Raw genomic sequence first — 18270 nt, 5'->3', positions numbered from 1 at the left:
GTATAGACCAAGTGAAACATACCGATATATTTTTAGCCTAACTCGTTTCGCCATCGACCTTTTCGTTTTTGCCATGTGGCCATGTCAAAAACGCTAAGGTAAAACAATAAAACGAGCTTGCTATCAATCGTTCGGTGCAACAATTTGTTTTTAATTGTATAGGGCTTCAAAAATTATGTCAAGGGAAAAGATTGATGTCACACATGTATACGCCGTGTTAGAATAAAAGGAAAGGGTGAAATAGGGAATGGGGGAGAAGGCTTGGTATTACATTTTATTGTAAATCCTTCAGCAAAAAATGGAAAGTGTAAAAAAATATGGGGGAAAATAGAGCGAGAACTTCAACGTCGTCATATTCATTATCATGTTGTATTTACACAAAAACAGGGAGATGGAGCGAAGCTAGCGCAACAATTCGCTGAACAAAAACATGAACCGTTTATATTAATTGCTGTTGGTGGGGATGGAACGATCCATGAAGTGATGAATGGCGTTGCGATGTATGATCATGTGGCTGTCGGATATATTCCCGCTGGGACAGGAAACGATTTCGCTCGAGGGATAAAACTACCAACAAAATGGAACAAAGTGTTTGATCATATATTATCAAGTATAAAACATACGGGGGATCATTTGTATGATATTGGGATTTTTCAAGGCACAAAAAGAGGCATTTTTGTTAACAATGTCGGTTGTGGATTTGATGCACAAATCTCAAGAAAAGTGAATGCATCAAAATGGAAACATATTTTAAATCAATTATATTTAGGGAAGTTTGTTTACGTTTTTTATTTATTAAAGGAACTTTTTACATATCAACCAACAGCCGTTCAATTGACTGTTGATCAAAAACAATATGTTTTTTCAAAAGTGTGGCTTGTTACTGTTGCGAATCACCCATATTATGGTGGAGGAATGAAAATAGCTCCATTTGCACAGTCGAATGATCAACATTTTGATGTTGTTGTCGTCGATGATGTATCACGGTTAAAATTGCTCGCCTTGTTTGTGACTGTTTTTTGGGGAGGGCATGTAAAAATGAAGGGAGTACATACGTTTAAAGGTAAATATATTCGTGTTACTAGTCATACTGCTCTTCCGCTACATGCCGACGGCGAACAAATTGGGGAAGGTGAAATCACGATTTTAGTAAATAAACAAATACGTGTAGTTAAGTAATTCAAATGAATTTTTGAAATAATGTAAAAAGGCTCTTGCTATCGGCGAGAGCCTTTAATACTTGTTTTGCATATATCGTAATATTTCGTAGGCGTGATCGCCAAGAAGCGCAAGAAGCTGTTCGAACATGGCGTCTCTTTGTAAATCAAGTTCAATAATTTGCTTAGCTAAATCAATTGCTTGTTTGTTCATTTTCAATCTCCTTTCGAAGTTGTTCATATTTTCTTCGTAGTTCCGATACCGTCCAATGGTGTAACAGGCGTACATCTCTTTCCCCCCTTATTGATTTGGTCGATGTAAAATTGCTTTTGTTTCATTGTTTTTTGCAAAAGTGTCCCCATTTTCTTTTATCCCTCCGTATGTTTCGTTTGCTAATCATTATATATATTTTTGTTTTGTTGAGCACCATTTTTGTTATTTTTCATAACACAAAAACCGAATTTGTTAACTTTAATAACAAAAAACATGTAAAAATTGAAAAAATAATATATGATTGTGTTATAAAAAGTTACATCGATCAGGGGGATGAAGATGGATTCGTATAAACATAAAAAAGTAATTTCCATTGGTATTGTTAGTGAGTTAACAGGTTTGTCACCGAGACAAATTCGTTACTATGAAGAACGGCAACTTATTTTTCCTGATCGATCCAAAGGGACGAGAAAATATTCATTTGCTGATGTTGAATGGCTTGTTGAAATCGCAAACAAACGTGAGGAAGGAGTGCAAACGAGAGAAATTCGTTATGAAATGATGAAAGAAATTCGTGAAACGATGAGAAAAGGACAAATCAATGCTCATTTTCGTTCCCGTATGTAATTTTCTTTTCCCCATGTTATAATGATAGGGGAAGGGGAGCTATGAGCATGTTTATTGAGTTTTCATTTGACATGTTTACGTATGTATCACTATTAAGTGTGTTTGTTGTGGCGATGACGTGTTATGTGACGCGACAAGCCAATCATGTGATCTTCGTTGAACGGTTCGTCGCATACGGTGAGGACGGGTGTGCAAAGCTAAACGATGCATATAGACATATGCCGTTTCATACGCGTTTTATTATGTTTCAACAACGAAAAATTCCAATAAACGAACGATCGCATGCCAGTGATGAAGAAGGAAGGACACTCCTTGTTTGCTTATGATAACAAACAAGGAGGAGTGACATCGTGAAAAAATGGATTGTTTTATTTTTAGTATTGCTATTAAGTGCATGTAATCGAAATGTGCCGATTACAGAACATAGTCAAGGTATATGGGATCATTATTTTGTTTATCCGATGTCCAAGTTACTGCTTATGCTTGGACACGCATTTCAAGAAAATTACGGGCTTGCGATTATTGCATTGACGATTGTTGTCCGTTTCGGGCTGCTTCCGCTGATGGTCAAACAGTTTCGGACAAATATTGCGATGCAGCGCATTCGTCCGGAAATCCAAAAACTGCAACAAAAATATAAAGGCACAGATATGGAAGCACAACGAAAGCTGCAACAAGAGATGATGCAACTATACCAAAAACATGGTGTCAATCCAATGAGCGGTTGCTTGCCGATTTTTATTCAAATGCCTATTTTTATGTCGTTGTATTACGCGATTTCGCGAACGGAAGAAATTAAGCTACATTCATTTTTATGGATGCAACTCGGTCATCGTGATCCATATCTCATTATGCCTATATTAGCAAGTTTAACGACCTTTATTTCGATGCGTTTATCTCCATCTGCTACAACAACAGAAGCGGCGACACAAATGAAAATCATGTCATATGTGATGCCTGTCATGATTTTTATGGGAGCAAGTTCTGTCCCTTCAGCTTTATCGCTATATTGGGTCATTGGTGGATGTTTTTCGATTATTCAGTCGCTCATGATGCGTACGCAATGGAAGAAACATGAAACAGAAGCTGCTAAATAACCTGCTCGCTAGCTGAGCAGGTTTCTTTTCGTCAAGAGGTGAAAAAAATGAAAGTCATTATTGCTGAAAAACCTGATCAAGGGATAACCTTAGCATCTATTTTTCAAACGAAAAAAAAAGAAGGATATATCGAAATTTTACCAAATGAATTGTTTCCAAAGGGGGCCTATATGACATGGGCAGTTGGACATTTATTTGAATTAGCTTCCCCTGAAACGTATGAAGAAAGATGGAAGCGATGGACACTTAATACGTTACCGATCATTCCGGATCGTTTTCAATATGAAATCGCTCGAAAAAAAGGGAAACAGTTTGCGATCATTAAACAATTGCTTCGTAAGCCTGAAGTAACTGAGATTATTCATGCTGGTGATGCAGGGAGAGAAGGGGAATTAATCATTCGAAACATCATCTATATGAGCGGTGTAAAAAAACCGATCAAACGGCTTTGGATTTCATCGTTAACACCGAAAGCGATTGAACAAGGATTCCGTCAGTTGTTGGATGAAAAACAAACACGTCCTTTATACGAGGAAGCGTATGCACGAACATGTGCCGATTGGCTTGTTGGTATAAATGCATCGAGAGTGTATACGATTTTATTGAAACAAAAAGGAATGAACGACGTCTTTTCTGTTGGTCGGGTACAAACGCCTACGCTCGCTCTTATTGTGAGAAGGGAAAAAGAAATTGAGCAATTTCGTCCCGAACCGTTTTGGGAAGTTGTTGCGACGTTTGATGTGAATGGAAAGCGATATGAAGGAAAATGGTGGCATGAAAATGAAACCCGCACATATGACGAGCAGCTTGCTAAAAAAGTGTGCACATTTTGCAAACAAAAACAAGTAGAAGTAGCGGAAGTCACACGTGAACGAAAAACATTTGTACCGCCGCTTTTATTTAATTTATCAACATTGCAAGCAACGGCAAACAAGCGTTTTAAATATTCACCACAAAAAACGTTAGATATATTACAAAAACTATATCAAAAAGGATATGTATCGTATCCGCGTTCTGATTCACAATATGTGACAAAAGGAGAAGCGGAAACATTTCCTTATATTTTAAAGCAGATCTCGCAAAAGGAGGAGTATGCTTCCTATTTTCCACTTTCCCACAAATCAATTTTACATAATAAACGTTATGTAAACGAAAAGAAAGTGACGGATCACTACGCCATCATCCCGACCGAACAAGTCCCAGATTTAACAAAGCTAAGTCATGATGAACGAAATATTTATGACCTCATCGTTCGAAGATTAATTGCTGCCCATTGTGAAGAGGCGATATTTGACTATACGACAATTGTAACTGTTGTCGATGGGCGTGCACGTTTTATTTCAAAAGGAAAAAAGCAAATACAAACAGGCTGGCGGACTGTGTTCATTATGCCGGATGATGATGGAGAACTTTTACCGAATGTACAACGTGGAGAAAAAGGAACGGTATATGATGTGTATGTGAAAGAAGGAAAAACGCAACCTCCAAAACGGTATACAGAAGGAGAACTCATTACGTTAATGAAAACAGCAGGAAAATTTTTAGATGACGAGCAATTAGAGAAAGTATTAGCAAAAACAGAAGGACTCGGGACAGAAGCTACTCGCGCCTCCATTATTACAACGTTAAAACAGAGAAATTATATTGAGATAAAAAATAATCAAGTATATGTAACCGATAAAGGAAAGGTATTAATCGAAGCAATCGGCCCGCACATTTTGGCGTCACCGGAAATGACCGCAAAATGGGAGCAACGGTTAAGTGAAATTGGCGAAGAAAAAGCATCGTCCACAGCATTTATGGAACAAGTAAAAAAATTGGCGGCGAAAATTGTGACCGATGCGGTACAAATGGCAAATCATTGGTCATTTGAAGGGCTAGATACCGCTTCGATTCAGCAAAAGAAAAAAGCAACGATTGAAAAAAATGTTGGAACATGTAAGATTTGTGGAGGCTCCGTTGTGGATAAAGGCTCGTTTTACGGATGTATCAACTATGCGAAAACAAAGTGTTCATTTACTATTTCGAAAACAATGTTAGGGAAGTCGATTTCACAAACAAACGTCAAAAAATTATTAATAGAAGGAAAAACGAATGTCATCAAAGGATTTAAAAAAGGGGAAAGTACATTCAACGCTGCGCTTATATGGAACGAAAAAGAACAACGTATATCGTTTTTAATTGAAAAATAGGAGGGGGGCTCTCCTATTTTTCAACTTCACCTTTCCATTCGTTCATACCGCCAGTCATATTATATATATTTGTGAACCCTTCTTTTACTAGCAGTTCGCTTGCCTGCGCTGAGCGATTACCTGAACGACAAACGACAATATACGTTTTGTTTTTGTTAAGCTCATTCATACGATCAGGAAGTTGTTGTAAAGGTAATAAAATAGCTCCAGGAATATGACCAGAAGCATATTCCTCTTCTGTACGGACATCGAGCACAACAACGTCTTCTTTTTGCATCATTTGTGCAGCTTCATCGACAGAAATATTTGTATAACGATCTTGTGCACATCCACTTACGATGAAAAGAAATGTAAGTAAAAAAGAAAACCATCTTCGCATTACATCATCGCCTCCATGTATATTGAAATACCCGCATGTGTATTTTAGCTTATTTTTTCGGTTTCTTCAAACGTTTCGACACCATTGTCATGTTTATATGTAGTACAATAGGAAAAAAGGTTTACATAGAAAGAAGGAGAGAAAATGTGCGGATCTATCATTGACTTGATTGGAAATACGCCAATTGTGAAGCTCAATCGTGTCGTTTTTCCAAATGGTGCAAGTGTATATATGAAACTTGAATCGTTTAATCCTGGTGGAAGTGTAAAAGATCGTGCGGCTAGACGAATGATTGAGCGAGCAGAACAAGAAGGTAAAATTGCCCCTTTTCAAAGCACGATCATTGAGCCAACATCAGGCAATACAGGAATTGGGTTAGCGATGGTATGCGCAGCAAAAGGTTATCGTTGCATCATTACGATGCCAGATAATGCGACAAAGGAACGTGTCAATTTATTAAAAGCATACGGAGCGGAAGTGCACTTAACTCCTGCATCTTTGCGTATGCAAGGAGCTATTGATGAAGCATATCGACTTGCTGAGAGCATTCCACATAGTTTCATTCCCATGCAATTTGAAAATAAAGCAAATCCAGATGCCCATCGAGCGAGTACAGCGCTTGAAATTATAGAAGCATTTCCAGAAGGAATTGATGCGTTTGTACTTACGGCAGGAACAGGGGGAACGGTAACAGGAACAGGGGAAGAGTTGAAGAAAAAGTTCCCTAATTTACATATTTATGTAGTTGAGCCGTACGGATCTCCTGTATTATCAGGTGGACAGCCGGGATCACATAAAATTCCAGGCACTGGACCAGGATTTATCCCTCGTATTTTAAACCGAAACGTATATGATGATATTTTGCTTGTCAAAGATGAAGAGGCACAAACGATGGCGCGCCGATTGGCATCAGAAGAAGGAATTTTAGTAGGGGCTTCAGCCGGGGCAGCTGCTTTTTGTGCAGTTCAAGTGGCGCGAACTCTCCCGAAAGATGCACGTGTGCTTTGTATGGCACCAGATACAGGAGAGCGATACTTGTCATCCGATTTATTTAGCGGATAAGAGAAAGAAAAAATGTCGAGGATATAAAATAAAAAGGAAGTGATTGTATGTTTCAAGAAGAAGTGAAAACAATAGGCGGCCTTCGCCTTCATGTCATTCCAACAAAAAAATATAAAACGAATACGCTCGTGTTAAAGATGAAAGCTCCATTATGCGAACAAGATATAACGATGCGTGCGCTCGTTCCGTATGTGCTACAAAATGCTACAGAGCGACATCCTTCCATGAAGGAGTTTCGTACATATTTAGATGAATTATACGGTGCGACGTTACAAGTAGATTTGGCGAAAAAAGGGGAACATCATGTAATTACGATCCGAATGGATGTGGCAAACGAAAAATTTTTAGGCGATACATCTCCACTACTGCGCGAAGCGTTGACGCTCTTTAGCGATATGGTGTTTCGTCCGCTTACTGAGCAAGGTGGATTTTCTGTTGCCATCGTTGAGCAAGAAAAACGAGCATTAAAACAAAAAATACAATCGTTGTTTGATGATAAAATGAGATATGCTCAACATCGACTCATTGAAGAGATGTATAAAGGTTCGCCTTATGCTCTCGATGTTCACGGTAAACTGAATGATGTTGATACAATTGATGCTAAACGTTTATATAAACATTACGAGCACATGTTAAAACACGATGAAATAGACTTATACATTGTCGGAGATGTGACGCTAACGGATGTAGAACATGGTGTTGCTGAGCGTTTTTCACTAGAGGCTCGTCCTTTGCGTTCGATTGAAACGACAACGTTAGCGAAACGAACAAATGTGCAAGAAGTTATAGAAAAACAAGATGTGAAGCAAGGAAAGCTACATCTTGGCTATCGAACAAATACGACATATAACGATGCGGATTACAATGCGTTACAAGTATGGAATGGGATCTTTGGTGGGTTTGCCCATTCAAAATTGTTTATGAATGTGCGAGAAAAGGCGAGTTTAGCTTATTATGCAGCTTCGCGTATCGAAAGTCATCAAGGAATGATGATGGTGATGGCAGGCATTGAACCGAGCAATTATGAGCGTGCACTTGAAATTATTCATGCTCAGGCGGAAGCGATGCGCAATGGGCAATTTAGCGATGAGGAAATCACTCAAACAAAAGCAGTCATTCGTAATCAACTGTTAGAAACGGTTGATACAGCGCGGGGAATGATTGAGATCTCTTATCATAACGTTATTGCAACACGACAACGCCCATTAGCTGAATGGTTAGAAGGGATCGAAAAAGTGACGCGTGAAGATGTTGTTCGTGTAGGTAAAAAAATTGAATTAGATACCATTTATTTTTTAACGGAGAAGGAAGGTGAGAAACAATGAAGGTCATTCGCTATGATCAGTTACAAGAACAATTATTTTATGAGCGGTTAAACAACGGATTAGATGTTTATATTTTACCGAAAAAGGAATTTAATAAAACATATGCAACATTTACAACGAAATACGGTTCAGTGGATAACTATTTTACTCCGTATGGAAAAACGAGTATGAAAAAAGTGCCGGATGGTATCGCCCATTTTTTAGAGCATAAATTGTTTGAAAAAGAAGACGGTGATGTATTTCAAACGTTTAGCAAACAAGGAGCATCTGCGAATGCTTTTACATCGTTTACACGCACGGCCTATTTATTTTCTAGCACGACAAATCTAGAGAAAAACTTAGAAACTTTACTCGATTTTGTCCAAGAACCATATTTCACAGAGCAAACAGTTGAAAAAGAAAAAGGGATTATCGCCCAAGAAATTCGTATGTATGACGATCATCCAGATTGGCGTTTGTATTTTGGAACAATTGAGAGCATGTATCACAATCATCCTGTAAAAATTGATATTGCAGGAACGGTGGAGTCCATTTCACATATTACAAAAGATTTATTGTATGAATGTTATGAGACGTTTTATCACCCGAGTAATATGTTATTGTTTGTTACCGGTCCGGTTGATCCATTGACTATACTCGAACAAATACGGAATAATCAAACAAAAAAAACATTCCGTTCACCGAAAGAGATTGAGCGCTTTCGGTATGAAGAGCCAACACATGTCGCACGCAAGAAACATGTCATTGAAATGAACGTACAGACACCAAAATGCCTTGTTGGCATAAAAGCAAAACATATATATGCAAAGGGGAAAGAAAAATTAAAACATGAATGTGCGATGGGACTATTGCTTGATTATTTATTTGGAAAAAGTTCACCACACTATGAGTGGTTATATCAACAAGGATTAATTGATGAAACATTTATGGTCGATTATACAGAAGAAAGTGATTTTGGATTTGGTTTAATTGGTGGCGACACATCGCAACCGGATCAATTAGCGGAAGAAATTCAGCGTATTCTTGTACAGTTTTCCGATATTGAAGATGAACAAGTAGAGCGGATGAAAAGAAAAAAAATCGGATCATTTCTACGATCGTTGAACTCGCTTGAGTATATTGCGAATCAGTTCACTCGTTACGCATTCGATGAAATGAGTTTATTCGATGTCGTAAGGACGTTACAATCATTGACATCGGATGATATAAAAGCAGTTGCCCGCGAATGTTTTATGCATGAACAGTTCACAGTATGTCAAGTTGTCCCGAAAAGGTGAAGGAAGATGAAATATGCGTTAATTACAGGAGCAAGCGGAGGGATTGGGCAAGCCATTGCCCGACAACTTGCGAAAGATGGATATGGCTTGTATTTGCATTACTATAAAAATGAGCAATCCATCCAATCTTTAATGAAAGAATTATCAACAAAAACATATGCCATCCAATCAGATTTATCCCATCCTTCAGGGGTAGATGTGTTAGTATCTTCCGTCTTCCATCCGCTTGACGTCATCGTCCATAACAGTGGGATGAGTGCTTATGGCTTGGTGACGGATATGGATGACGAACAAGTAGAGCGAATGGTGCAATTGCATGTAACAAGTCCATTTTTACTGACAAAACGATTGTTGCCTTCTATGATTCAACAACGTCACGGGCAAATTGTTGTTATTTCATCGATCTGGGGACTCACAGGGGCGTCATGCGAAGTATTGTATTCGATGGTGAAGGGGGCACAAAATACGTTTGTTAAAGCGTTAGCGAAAGAAGTTGCGCCGAGTGGTATACGAGTAAACGCTGTTGCTCCAGGAGCCATTGATACACCGATGCTTCATGAGTTTACTGAAGAAGAGTTAGAAGCGTTAACGAATGAAATTCCAATTGGGAGAATCGGAAAACCAGAAGATGTAGCAAAAGCGGTGTCATTTTTAATCTCTGACTATGCATCGTATATTACGGGTCAAATTTTATCCGTCAATGGTGGTTGGTATTGTTAAGCAAGCATAATTTTTTATTTCATGAGGCAAACTGTTCTTGAAACGAATTTCAAGGAGGTTTGCATATGTCTGTTCTTGATAATTTTGAGCAATGGAAAAGCTTTTTAGCTGATCGTCTTCATCAAGCAGAAGCTCAAGGAATGAGCCAACAAGTTATTTCAGATATCGCTTATCAGATTGGAGATTATTTAGCGAAACAAGTCGATCCGAAAAATCCGGAAGAGCGTGTACTTGCTGATTTATGGCATGTGGCGAATGAGCAAGAGCAACATGCGATTGCGAACATGATGATCAAGCTTGTGCAAAATAAATAAGCGATATAAGCAAGCTGGTGATATTCGCCAGCTTGTTTTACTATGTTTATCTGTTCACAAAAAACAGTTGTCTGTCCTTTTCATTCTCGCATTCAGATGGTAAAATAAACATACATGCGTGTTTCGACAAAGTGTTGCTTCAATGATCGTATCGTGTAACGTAAAGGGGAGAAGGGGTATATGGAGAAAAAAGAATGGTATTTAGAATATGAAATACATATGAATCGTCCGGGATTGTTAGGGGATATTGCATCGCTTCTTGGCATGTTGTCCATTAACATCGTCACGATTAACGGAGTGGATCATTCACGTAGAGGCATGCTTTTGCTATGTAAAAGTCATGAACAAATTGAACGACTACAATCGATTTTAGCAACGATGGAAGATATCACGGTAACAAAGTTGCGTGAACCAAAGCTTCGAGACCGTCTTGCTGTTCGGCATGGGCGCTACATTCAGCGCGATGCTGATGATAAAAAAACGTTCCGTTTTGTTCGAGATGAATTAGGTTTGCTCGTCGATTTTATGGCGGAGCTATTTAAACAAGAAGGCCACAAGTTAATTGGCATTCGCGGTATGCCGCGTGTTGGAAAAACGGAATCCATTGTAGCTGCGAGCGTATGCGCGAATAAACGTTGGTTATTTGTTTCTTCTACGTTAATTAAGCAAACGATTCGCAGTCAGCTTATTGAAGATGAGTATAGCGAAAATAATGTCTTTATTATTGATGGAATTGTATCAACACGTCGTTCAAACGAGCGGCATTGGCAGCTTATTCGTGAGTTGATGCGATTACCAGCAACAAAAGTAATTGAACATCCTGATATTTTTGTAAGGCATACGGAATATAAATTGGATGATTTTGATTATATTATCGAATTGCGTCATGATGCAGATGAGGAAATTACGTATGATCTCGTTGACCAATCCTCTTTCTTTGGTAACGACGGTTTTTCAAATATCGATTTTTAAAGATGGAAGGTGTTTCCGTTGACAGAGTTAGGGAAGCTTTTAAAAGAAGCGAGAGAACAGCGCAATATGAGTTTAGATTATTTACAAGAAATCACTAAAATTCAAAAGCGATATTTAATTGCAATTGAACAAGGAAATTATGTCATTATGCCAGGGAAGTTTTATGTCCGGGCATTTATTCGTCAATATGCGGAGGCGGTCGGTCTTAATCCGGATGAGCTGTTTGAACAATATGCAAATGAAATTCCGAATGCTCAACAAGAAGAACTTCCAGGCGAGTTGTCTCGTGTTAAATCGCGACAACTATCAGAACAAGGTGAAAAAGTACTTGATGTCCTTCCGAAAATTTTAATTGGTATGCTAGCTGTTGGCGTAGCAGTTGTTCTTTGGTTTTTCTTTCAAAATAGAACGGTGAACGAACAGCCCCAAGAGCAAGTGATTGATGAAAAGACAGAATTCGAGCAGTCTGAGCAAGCGACCGAGCAACAACCTGAAAAACAAAATGAACAAAAACTAGAAAAGGAAAAAGAACAACAAGAACAATCATCGAAAGCAATGGTCGAAGTATTGGAAACGAATGGTCGAAAATCGACGCTTGAAGTGATAGGGGAACAGTTGATTATTGACATTGTAACAAAGGGCGATGCTTGGATTGAAGTAAAAAACGGGAAGGGAAAAGCATTTGCACGCAAAATGATGTACGCAAATCAAGCTGAAACGTTCGATTTGACGAACGAAACAGAGGTGCTGTTAGTTATCGGACAAACATTAAATACAGAAGTGAAAATAAATGGACAAACACTTCAATACCCTGTGAATCCAAGTGATCACGTACGCCAAGATATTACGATTATTTATAAAAAACAGTAATGTTGTATGATGTGTTGGAGGTTAGTACTGTGAATATACCGAATCAAATTACGATTGCACGAATGCTACTCATTCCTTTTTTCCTTATTTTTTTGTTGGCACCAATTGATTTAGGGATGATTCAAATTGGGACGGAACAGTTGCCAATGACACACGTTGTTGCTGCGCTTATTTTTATTATTGCATCAACAACAGATTGGGTTGATGGATATTATGCACGAAAATATGGGTTGGTAACAAATTTAGGAAAATTTCTTGATCCGCTTGCAGATAAATTACTTGTGTCTGCTGCGCTCATTGCGCTCGTTCAATTGGAGTTGGCGCCAGCGTGGATGGTCATTGTTATCATTAGTCGTGAATTTGCAGTAACGGGATTGCGACTCGTGTTAGCTGGAGAAGGTGAAGTTGTAGCAGCCAATATGCTTGGGAAAATTAAAACGTGGACGCAAATTATAGCAATTGCTGCCCTTCTTTTGCATAATATTCCTTTCTCCTTGTTGTCGTTTCCGTTTGCGGATATTTCCTTATGGATCGCACTCATTTTCACGATTTGGTCAGGATGGGACTATTTCGCAAAAAATAAACATGCATTTCGTCATTCAAAGTAAATAAAAAGGGGATGGGAGAAAGATGAAGGCGGAAATCATTGCGGTCGGCTCGGAGCTTTTACTTGGTCAAATTACGAATACAAATGCCCAATTTTTATCGCAACAATTAGCTGAAATAGGGATAGATGTATATTACCATACGGTTGTTGGGGATAATCCTCAAAGACTTATACATGCGATTGAAATGGCTAAGCAACGCTCGAATTTGATTATTTTTACAGGAGGACTTGGGCCAACAAAGGACGATTTAACAAAAGAAACGATTGCGAAGATGCTGAATAAATCACTTGTCTTAGATGAAGAAGCATGGCGTTCCATTTGTGATTATTTTTCGAAAACAAATCGCCCGATGTCTCCTAACAACCGAAAACAGGCGCTTGTGTTGGAAGGAAGTTGTGTGCTAAAAAATGAACATGGGATGGCTCCTGGCATGGCAATTACTGTTGACCATATCACATATATGCTTCTCCCAGGGCCACCGAAAGAAATGAAACCGATGTTCATAAAATATGGACGTCCTTTTTTATTGCAAAAACTTCATGTTCGCGAAAAAATCGTATCGCTCGTTTTGCGCTTTTTTCATATCGGTGAATCACAACTAGAAGCAGAAATAGAAGATTTGATTGATGCGCAAACAAATCCAACGATCGCTCCACTTGCGTCTGATGGTGAAGTGACTCTTCGCTTAACAGCGAAGCATGAACGCGAAGAAGAAGCGAAGCGAATGATTAACGAGGTAGAGCAAAAAATTTTAGCACGCGTGCGTCCTTATTTTTACGGTTACAACGATGAAACGTTGTTTAGTAAACTGTTAGCTACATTAAAAACAAAGAATAAGACGCTTGCTGTTGCTGAGAGTTTAACGGGAGGATTGTTTTTAGAGGGAATGACTGCACTTCCGACAGCTTCTTCAGTTATAGCGGGAGGAGTTGTATGTTATACGAATGAAATAAAGGAAAATGTACTTCATGTGCCGAAAGAAATATTACAAACAGAGGGAGCAGTAAGTGAACGGTGCGCCCAATTGTTGGCAGAAAACGTTCGAAAGCTTTGCCGAAGCGATATTGGAATTAGCTTCACAGGTGTCGCAGGACCAAGTGAATTGGAAGGAAAACGAGTAGGAACGGTTTGGATTGGGATAGCGACTGAGCAAAGGACGAAAACATTTCCACTGACATTATCTGGTGATCGTCAAGCCATTCGGATGCGGGCAGCGAAATACGGTTGTTATTATTTACTACAACTGCTACATTGATTTACGAACATTTATTCGTTTTTTTCTTGGCAAATAAACATAAAACATGTATAGTAATAAGTAGCAGTGACTGCTTTATTTCTCACAAGCAAAAGGAGGAGTTTCTTTGAACGATCGTCAAGCAGCTTTAGAACAAGCGTTAAAGCAAATTGAGAAACAGTTTGGAAAAGGTTCCATTATGAAGCTAGGGGAGCAAACAGATCGACAAATTTCGACTGTATCGAGTGGCTCTCTTGCACTTGATATTGCGCTCGGAGTAGGAGGATATCCGCGTGGACGTATTATTGAAATTTATGGTCCGGAATCCTCGGGGAAAACAACAGTTGCTCTTCACGCCATTGCTGAAGTACAAAAGCAAGGTGGTCAAGCAGCGTTTATTGATGCAGAACATGCCCTAGATCCTGTTTATGCTGAGAAGTTAGGTGTGAATATTGATGAATTGTTGCTTTCACAACCGGATACAGGAGAGCAAGCATTAGAAATTGCGGAAGCGCTTGTACGCAGTGGAGCAGTTGACATTATTGTTATTGACTCCGTTGCTGCCCTTGTTCCAAAAGCGGAAATTGAAGGGGAAATGGGCGATGCTCACGTTGGATTACAGGCACGACTCATGTCTCAAGCGCTACGAAAACTATCTGGTGCGATTAACAAATCTAAAACAATTGCTATTTTTATTAACCAAATAAGGGAGAAAGTAGGGGTTATGTTTGGAAACCCGGAGACAACTCCTGGCGGTCGTGCATTGAAGTTTTATGCGTCTGTTCGTTTAGAAGTGCGTCGTGCTGAACAAATCAAGCAAGGTAACGACATGGTTGGAAATAAAACGAAAATTAAAGTCGTGAAAAACAAAGTAGCGCCACCATTTAAAACAGCAGACGTAGATATTATGTATGGGGAAGGAATTTCAAAGGAAGGTGAAATCATTGATATGGGTGCTGAGCTCGACATTATTCAAAAAAGCGGTGCTTGGTATTCATACAAAGATGAACGATTAGGACAAGGGCGCGAAAATGCCAAACAATTTTTAAAAGAAAACCCACATATCATGGAAGAAATTGCTCGTGAAATTCGTCAACATTATGGCATTACAACAGGTGTATCAGCAACACCTGTGCGTGAAGATGACTTGGACTTTTTAGAGTAAAAAGAGGCACGTTGTGTCTCTTTTTGTTTTATTTTGTAATTTGAACCATATGAAACGCTTTCCCACAATGACAAGCCTTGACAATATGAAAGGTCACCTTTAAAATGTACATGTATATTTGACAATTTTGAAGTGTATGTTGAATGGTTGCAATGTACATGCCGACATTGATGAAGTAACGAATTTATAGCAAGAGGAGGTGAGGACAATGGGTGAAACGATCATCTCCGCTTTGCTTGCCCTAGTCGTCGGTGCAGTTGTTGGCTTTTTTGTTCGTAAATCCATTGCCGAGGCAAAAATTGGTGGTGCACAAGCAGCTGCCAAGCAAATGATCGAAGAAGCGAAACGAGAAGCAGACGCATTGAAAAAAGAGGCTCTCCTTGAAGCAAAGGATGAAATTCACAAACTTCGTGTGGAAGCAGAACGAGAAATTCGCGAACGAAGAAGTGAATTACAAAAACAGGAAAATCGTTTGTTACAAAAGGAAGAGAATCTCGATCGAAAGGACGAATCTTTAAATAAACGAGAGGCGTTGCTTGAGAAAAAAGAGAATTCTCTCAATGAAAGACAACAGCATATTGAAGAGATGGAAAGCAAAGTGGAAGAACTCGTTCGAAAAGAACAAGCAGAACTTGAGCGTATTTCTAACTTGACGCGTGAGGAAGCACGGCAAATCATTTTAGAGCGTGTAGAGAAAGAACTTTCTCATGAAATCGCGCTTATGGTCAAAGAAGCAGAGACGAAAGTGAAAGAAGAAGCTGATAAAAAAGCAAAAGAAATTTTATCGCTTGCTATTCAACGCTGTGCTGCTGATCATGTAGCAGAAACGACTGTATCTGTTGTGAACTTGCCAAATGACGAAATGAAAGGTCGTATCATTGGTCGCGAAGGGCGTAACATTCGGACGCTAGAAACGCTAACGGGAATCGATTTAATTATCGATGATACACCAGAAGCGGTAATTTTATCCGGATTTGACCCAATTCGTCGCGAAACGGCTAGACTTGCTTTAGATAAGCTTGTTCAAGACGGGCGTATTCATCCGGCGCGAATTGAAGAAATGGTCGAAAAAGCGAGAAGAGAAGTGGATGAGCATATTCGTGAAGTTGGAGAGCAAACAACGTTCGAAGTTGGTGTTCACGGATTGCATCCAGATTTAATTAAAATTTTAGGGCGATTGAAGTTCCGTACAAGCTATGGACAAAATGTCCTTAAACATTCGATGGAAGTCGCATACTTAGCTGGCTTAATGGCAGCTGAGTTAGGAGAAGATGAGATGCTTGCAAGACGAGCAGGTCTTCTTCATGACATCGGAAAAGCTGTTGACCACGAAGTAGAAGGAAGCCATGTTGAAATTGGTGTAGAGTTAGCAACTAAATATAAAGAGCATCCGGTTGTCATTAACAGTATCGCTTCCCATCATGGTGATACGGAGCCAACGTCTATTATTGCTGTTCTTGTCGCTGCTGCAGACGCGTTATCAGCCGCTCGACCAGGTGCTCGTAGCGAAACATTAGAAAACTATATTCGTCGCCTTGAAAAGCTTGAAGAGATTGCTGAGTCATATGAAGGGGTTGAAAAATCATATGCTATTCAAGCAGGGCGCGAAATTCGTATTATGGTCAAGCCAGACCTGATTGATGACTTGGAAGCGCATCGTTTAGCACGTGATATTCGAAAGCGCATTGAAGAAGAGCTTGATTACCCAGGTCATATTAAAGTTACTGTCATTCGTGAAACGCGGGCTGTGGAATATGCAAAATAAAAGCTACTCCTCATATGGGGTAGCTTTTTCGTATTGATAAACGTTTTATTTTGTGCGAAACTGAAAAATAGAAATCATGAGTATAGAAAGGGTAATACGATGAAAATATTATTTATCGGTGATGTTGTTGGACAGCCGGGGAGAAAAATGGTTGATGAATACGTCCCGAAACTAAAGGCAAAATATAAGCCACATGTGATTGTTGTTAACGGCGAAAATGCTGCTGGTGGGAAAGGGATGACCGAAAAAATATATCGCCGTTTTTTAGAGATGGGAGTACATGTGGTGACGCTTGGAAATCATTCGTGGGATAATCGTGAAATTTTCGAATTTATTGATCAAGCGAAAGTACTTGTCCGTCCGGCAAATTTTCCAGCAGGTACACCTGGAAAAGGGATTGTGTTTATTCAAGTAGAGGGATATGAAGTCGCGGTAATCAATTTGCAAGGAAGAACGTTTTTGCCAGCAATTGATTGCCCATTTAAAAAAGCAGATGAATTAGTAGAAATGGCGCTTGCGCGGACTCCTGTGATTCTCGTTGATTTTCATGCGGAAGCAACGAGCGAGAAACAAGCGATGGGATGGTATTTAGACGGTCGAGTAAGTGCTGTTGTTGGCACGCATACACACGTTCAAACGGCTGACTCACGCATTTTGCTAAACGGAACGGGTTATATTACCGATGTCGGTATGACGGGACCTTATGACGGGGTTTTGGGAGTGGATCGTGAAGCAGTATTGCGCAAATTTTTAACGGGCTTACCTGTTCGTTTTGAAGTCACCACAGGACGCGCGCAGTTGAATGCTGTGCTCATTGAGGTAGATGAAAAAAGCGGAAAAACGAAATCGATTCAACGGATTATGATTAATGACGATCACCCATATTTCGACTAGTTCCTCTTTTAAGATTTTTCAGAAAAATTTCATATGGTAGCAGGAATACAGGCAAACAGGGATGAATATATAATGAACAGTACAACTTTTTTACAAGCAATTGTTAGAAACGAGGAGGAGCTAGAAATGGAAATATTAAAAGTTTCAGCAAAGTCTAATCCTAATTCCGTAGCTGGTGCACTTGCAGGCGTGTTGAGGGAGCGCGGTGCAGCCGAAATTCAAGCAATTGGCGCAGGTGCATTAAATCAAGCCGTTAAGGCAGTAGCAATCGCGCGAGGATTCGTAGCACCGAGCGGAGTTGATCTCATTTGTATTCCTGCATTTACGGACATTCAAATTGATGGAGAAGAGCGGACAGCAATTAAACTCATTGTTGAGCCGCGTTAATACGCATAAAC

General features: G+C 39.4%; 20 protein-coding genes. 18 read left to right on the top strand and 2 right to left on the bottom strand.

The features are described from left to right. Positions 1 to 261 precede the first annotated feature (261 nt). Positions 262 to 1179, top strand: coding sequence for a diacylglycerol/lipid kinase family protein (locus tag ASC42_RS08335; protein WP_055441370.1), 918 nt, complete (start codon positions 262 to 264; stop codon positions 1177 to 1179). Positions 1180 to 1233: 54 nt separating this feature from the next. Here the strand turns inward: ASC42_RS08335 and ASC42_RS14145 are convergent, their stop codons facing one another. Next, positions 1234 to 1446 (bottom strand): hypothetical protein, encoded by a 213-nt coding sequence (locus ASC42_RS14145; RefSeq protein WP_209424236.1) that lies wholly within the window; start codon positions 1444 to 1446, stop codon positions 1234 to 1236. Positions 1447 to 1710: 264 nt separating this feature from the next. Between ASC42_RS14145 and ASC42_RS08325 the strand changes: the two genes are divergently transcribed. The 4 genes from ASC42_RS08325 to ASC42_RS08310 are packed head-to-tail and all read left to right on the top strand — an operon-like array spanning position 1711 to position 5287. Beyond that, a complete protein-coding gene (locus ASC42_RS08325; protein WP_004890703.1) occupies positions 1711 to 1998 on the top strand; it encodes a MerR family transcriptional regulator in 288 nt (95 codons plus the stop codon). A 41-nt stretch (positions 1999 to 2039) separates the two neighbouring features. After that, positions 2040 to 2324, top strand: coding sequence for a hypothetical protein (locus tag ASC42_RS08320; protein WP_245191162.1), 285 nt, complete (start codon positions 2040 to 2042; stop codon positions 2322 to 2324). A gap of 24 nt (positions 2325 to 2348) precedes the next feature. Then, on the top strand, positions 2349 to 3095 hold the full coding sequence (gene yidC, locus ASC42_RS08315) for a membrane protein insertase YidC (RefSeq protein ID WP_055441367.1): 747 nt from the start codon (positions 2349 to 2351) through the stop codon (positions 3093 to 3095). A 47-nt stretch (positions 3096 to 3142) separates the two neighbouring features. Next, the gene (locus ASC42_RS08310; RefSeq protein ID WP_055441366.1) at positions 3143 to 5287 is read left to right on the top strand and encodes a DNA topoisomerase III; all 2145 of its coding nucleotides are present in this window, start codon (positions 3143 to 3145) and stop codon (positions 5285 to 5287) included. Positions 5288 to 5300: 13 nt separating this feature from the next. Here the strand turns inward: ASC42_RS08310 and ASC42_RS08305 are convergent, their stop codons facing one another. Further along, a complete protein-coding gene (locus tag ASC42_RS08305; protein WP_055441365.1) occupies positions 5301 to 5666 on the bottom strand; it encodes a rhodanese-like domain-containing protein in 366 nt (121 codons plus the stop codon). A gap of 144 nt (positions 5667 to 5810) precedes the next feature. Here ASC42_RS08305 and cysK point away from each other — a divergent pair, with 144 nt between their 5' ends. The 13 genes from cysK (at position 5811) to spoVS (ending at position 18259) form a co-directional block, all read left to right on the top strand. Then, entirely contained in the window at positions 5811 to 6728 is a 918-nt protein-coding gene (gene cysK, locus ASC42_RS08300) for a cysteine synthase A (RefSeq protein ID WP_055441364.1), read from the top strand. A gap of 47 nt (positions 6729 to 6775) precedes the next feature. Continuing rightward, positions 6776 to 8053, top strand: coding sequence for an EF-P 5-aminopentanol modification-associated protein YfmF (gene yfmF / locus ASC42_RS08295; protein ID WP_055441363.1), 1278 nt, complete (start codon positions 6776 to 6778; stop codon positions 8051 to 8053). Next, positions 8050 to 9330, top strand: coding sequence for an EF-P 5-aminopentanol modification-associated protein YfmH (gene yfmH, locus ASC42_RS08290; RefSeq protein ID WP_055441362.1), 1281 nt, complete (start codon positions 8050 to 8052; stop codon positions 9328 to 9330). Before yfmF ends, yfmH begins: the two co-directional genes overlap by 4 nt. 6 nt (positions 9331 to 9336) lie before the next feature. Continuing rightward, positions 9337 to 10050, top strand: a complete 714-nt coding sequence (gene ymfI / locus ASC42_RS08285; RefSeq protein WP_032099570.1) for an elongation factor P 5-aminopentanone reductase — start codon at positions 9337 to 9339, stop codon at positions 10048 to 10050. A gap of 65 nt (positions 10051 to 10115) precedes the next feature. Next, on the top strand, positions 10116 to 10364 hold the full coding sequence (locus ASC42_RS08280) for a DUF3243 domain-containing protein (RefSeq protein WP_032099569.1): 249 nt from the start codon (positions 10116 to 10118) through the stop codon (positions 10362 to 10364). Positions 10365 to 10544: 180 nt separating this feature from the next. Then, positions 10545 to 11336, top strand: coding sequence for a DUF3388 domain-containing protein (locus ASC42_RS08275; RefSeq protein ID WP_032099568.1), 792 nt, complete (start codon positions 10545 to 10547; stop codon positions 11334 to 11336). Between the two features lie 9 nt (positions 11337 to 11345). Beyond that, the gene (locus tag ASC42_RS08270; RefSeq protein WP_055441361.1) at positions 11346 to 12206 is read left to right on the top strand and encodes a helix-turn-helix domain-containing protein; all 861 of its coding nucleotides are present in this window, start codon (positions 11346 to 11348) and stop codon (positions 12204 to 12206) included. Between the two features lie 29 nt (positions 12207 to 12235). Further along, positions 12236 to 12814 (top strand): CDP-diacylglycerol--glycerol-3-phosphate 3-phosphatidyltransferase, encoded by a 579-nt coding sequence (pgsA, locus tag ASC42_RS08265; RefSeq protein ID WP_055441360.1) that lies wholly within the window; start codon positions 12236 to 12238, stop codon positions 12812 to 12814. 22 nt (positions 12815 to 12836) lie between these two features. Beyond that, positions 12837 to 14069, top strand: coding sequence for a competence/damage-inducible protein A (locus ASC42_RS08260; RefSeq protein ID WP_055441359.1), 1233 nt, complete (start codon positions 12837 to 12839; stop codon positions 14067 to 14069). Positions 14070 to 14175: 106 nt separating this feature from the next. Further along, positions 14176 to 15213: a recombinase RecA gene (recA, locus tag ASC42_RS08255; protein WP_055441358.1), complete on the top strand. Its 1038-nt coding sequence runs from the start codon at positions 14176 to 14178 to the stop codon at positions 15211 to 15213. A gap of 208 nt (positions 15214 to 15421) precedes the next feature. Further along, positions 15422 to 16978, top strand: coding sequence for a ribonuclease Y (gene rny, locus ASC42_RS08250; protein ID WP_055441357.1), 1557 nt, complete (start codon positions 15422 to 15424; stop codon positions 16976 to 16978). 99 nt (positions 16979 to 17077) lie between these two features. After that, a complete protein-coding gene (locus tag ASC42_RS08245; protein WP_055441356.1) occupies positions 17078 to 17872 on the top strand; it encodes a TIGR00282 family metallophosphoesterase in 795 nt (264 codons plus the stop codon). Between the two features lie 126 nt (positions 17873 to 17998). Further along, on the top strand, positions 17999 to 18259 hold the full coding sequence (gene spoVS, locus ASC42_RS08240; protein ID WP_003181955.1) for a stage V sporulation protein SpoVS: 261 nt from the start codon (positions 17999 to 18001) through the stop codon (positions 18257 to 18259). Positions 18260 to 18270 lie beyond the last annotated feature (11 nt).

The sequence above is a fragment of the Anoxybacillus suryakundensis genome, from assembly GCF_001418025.1.
GTDB classification, from domain to species: Bacteria; Bacillota; Bacilli; order Bacillales; family Anoxybacillaceae; genus Anoxybacillus; species Anoxybacillus tengchongensis.
This window is presented reverse-complemented; position numbering and strand designations above follow the sequence as displayed.

Coding starts and splice junctions, on each gene's coding strand:
- ASC42_RS14145 (WP_209424236.1), bottom strand. CDS start 1,446: ATGTACGCCTGTTACACCATTGGACGGTATCGGAACTACGAAGAAAAT.
- ASC42_RS08325 (WP_004890703.1), top strand. CDS start 1,711: ATGGATTCGTATAAACATAAAAAAGTAATTTCCATTGGTATTGTTAGT.
- ASC42_RS08320 (WP_245191162.1), top strand. CDS start 2,040: ATGAGCATGTTTATTGAGTTTTCATTTGACATGTTTACGTATGTATCA.
- ASC42_RS08310 (WP_055441366.1), top strand. CDS start 3,143: ATGAAAGTCATTATTGCTGAAAAACCTGATCAAGGGATAACCTTAGCA.
- ASC42_RS08305 (WP_055441365.1), bottom strand. CDS start 5,666: ATGCGAAGATGGTTTTCTTTTTTACTTACATTTCTTTTCATCGTAAGT.
- cysK (WP_055441364.1), top strand. CDS start 5,811: ATGTGCGGATCTATCATTGACTTGATTGGAAATACGCCAATTGTGAAG.
- yfmF (WP_055441363.1), top strand. CDS start 6,776: ATGTTTCAAGAAGAAGTGAAAACAATAGGCGGCCTTCGCCTTCATGTC.
- yfmH (WP_055441362.1), top strand. CDS start 8,050: ATGAAGGTCATTCGCTATGATCAGTTACAAGAACAATTATTTTATGAG.
- ymfI (WP_032099570.1), top strand. CDS start 9,337: ATGAAATATGCGTTAATTACAGGAGCAAGCGGAGGGATTGGGCAAGCC.
- ASC42_RS08280 (WP_032099569.1), top strand. CDS start 10,116: ATGTCTGTTCTTGATAATTTTGAGCAATGGAAAAGCTTTTTAGCTGAT.
- ASC42_RS08275 (WP_032099568.1), top strand. CDS start 10,545: ATGGAGAAAAAAGAATGGTATTTAGAATATGAAATACATATGAATCGT.
- ASC42_RS08260 (WP_055441359.1), top strand. CDS start 12,837: ATGAAGGCGGAAATCATTGCGGTCGGCTCGGAGCTTTTACTTGGTCAA.
- rny (WP_055441357.1), top strand. CDS start 15,422: ATGGGTGAAACGATCATCTCCGCTTTGCTTGCCCTAGTCGTCGGTGCA.
- ASC42_RS08245 (WP_055441356.1), top strand. CDS start 17,078: ATGAAAATATTATTTATCGGTGATGTTGTTGGACAGCCGGGGAGAAAA.
- spoVS (WP_003181955.1), top strand. CDS start 17,999: ATGGAAATATTAAAAGTTTCAGCAAAGTCTAATCCTAATTCCGTAGCT.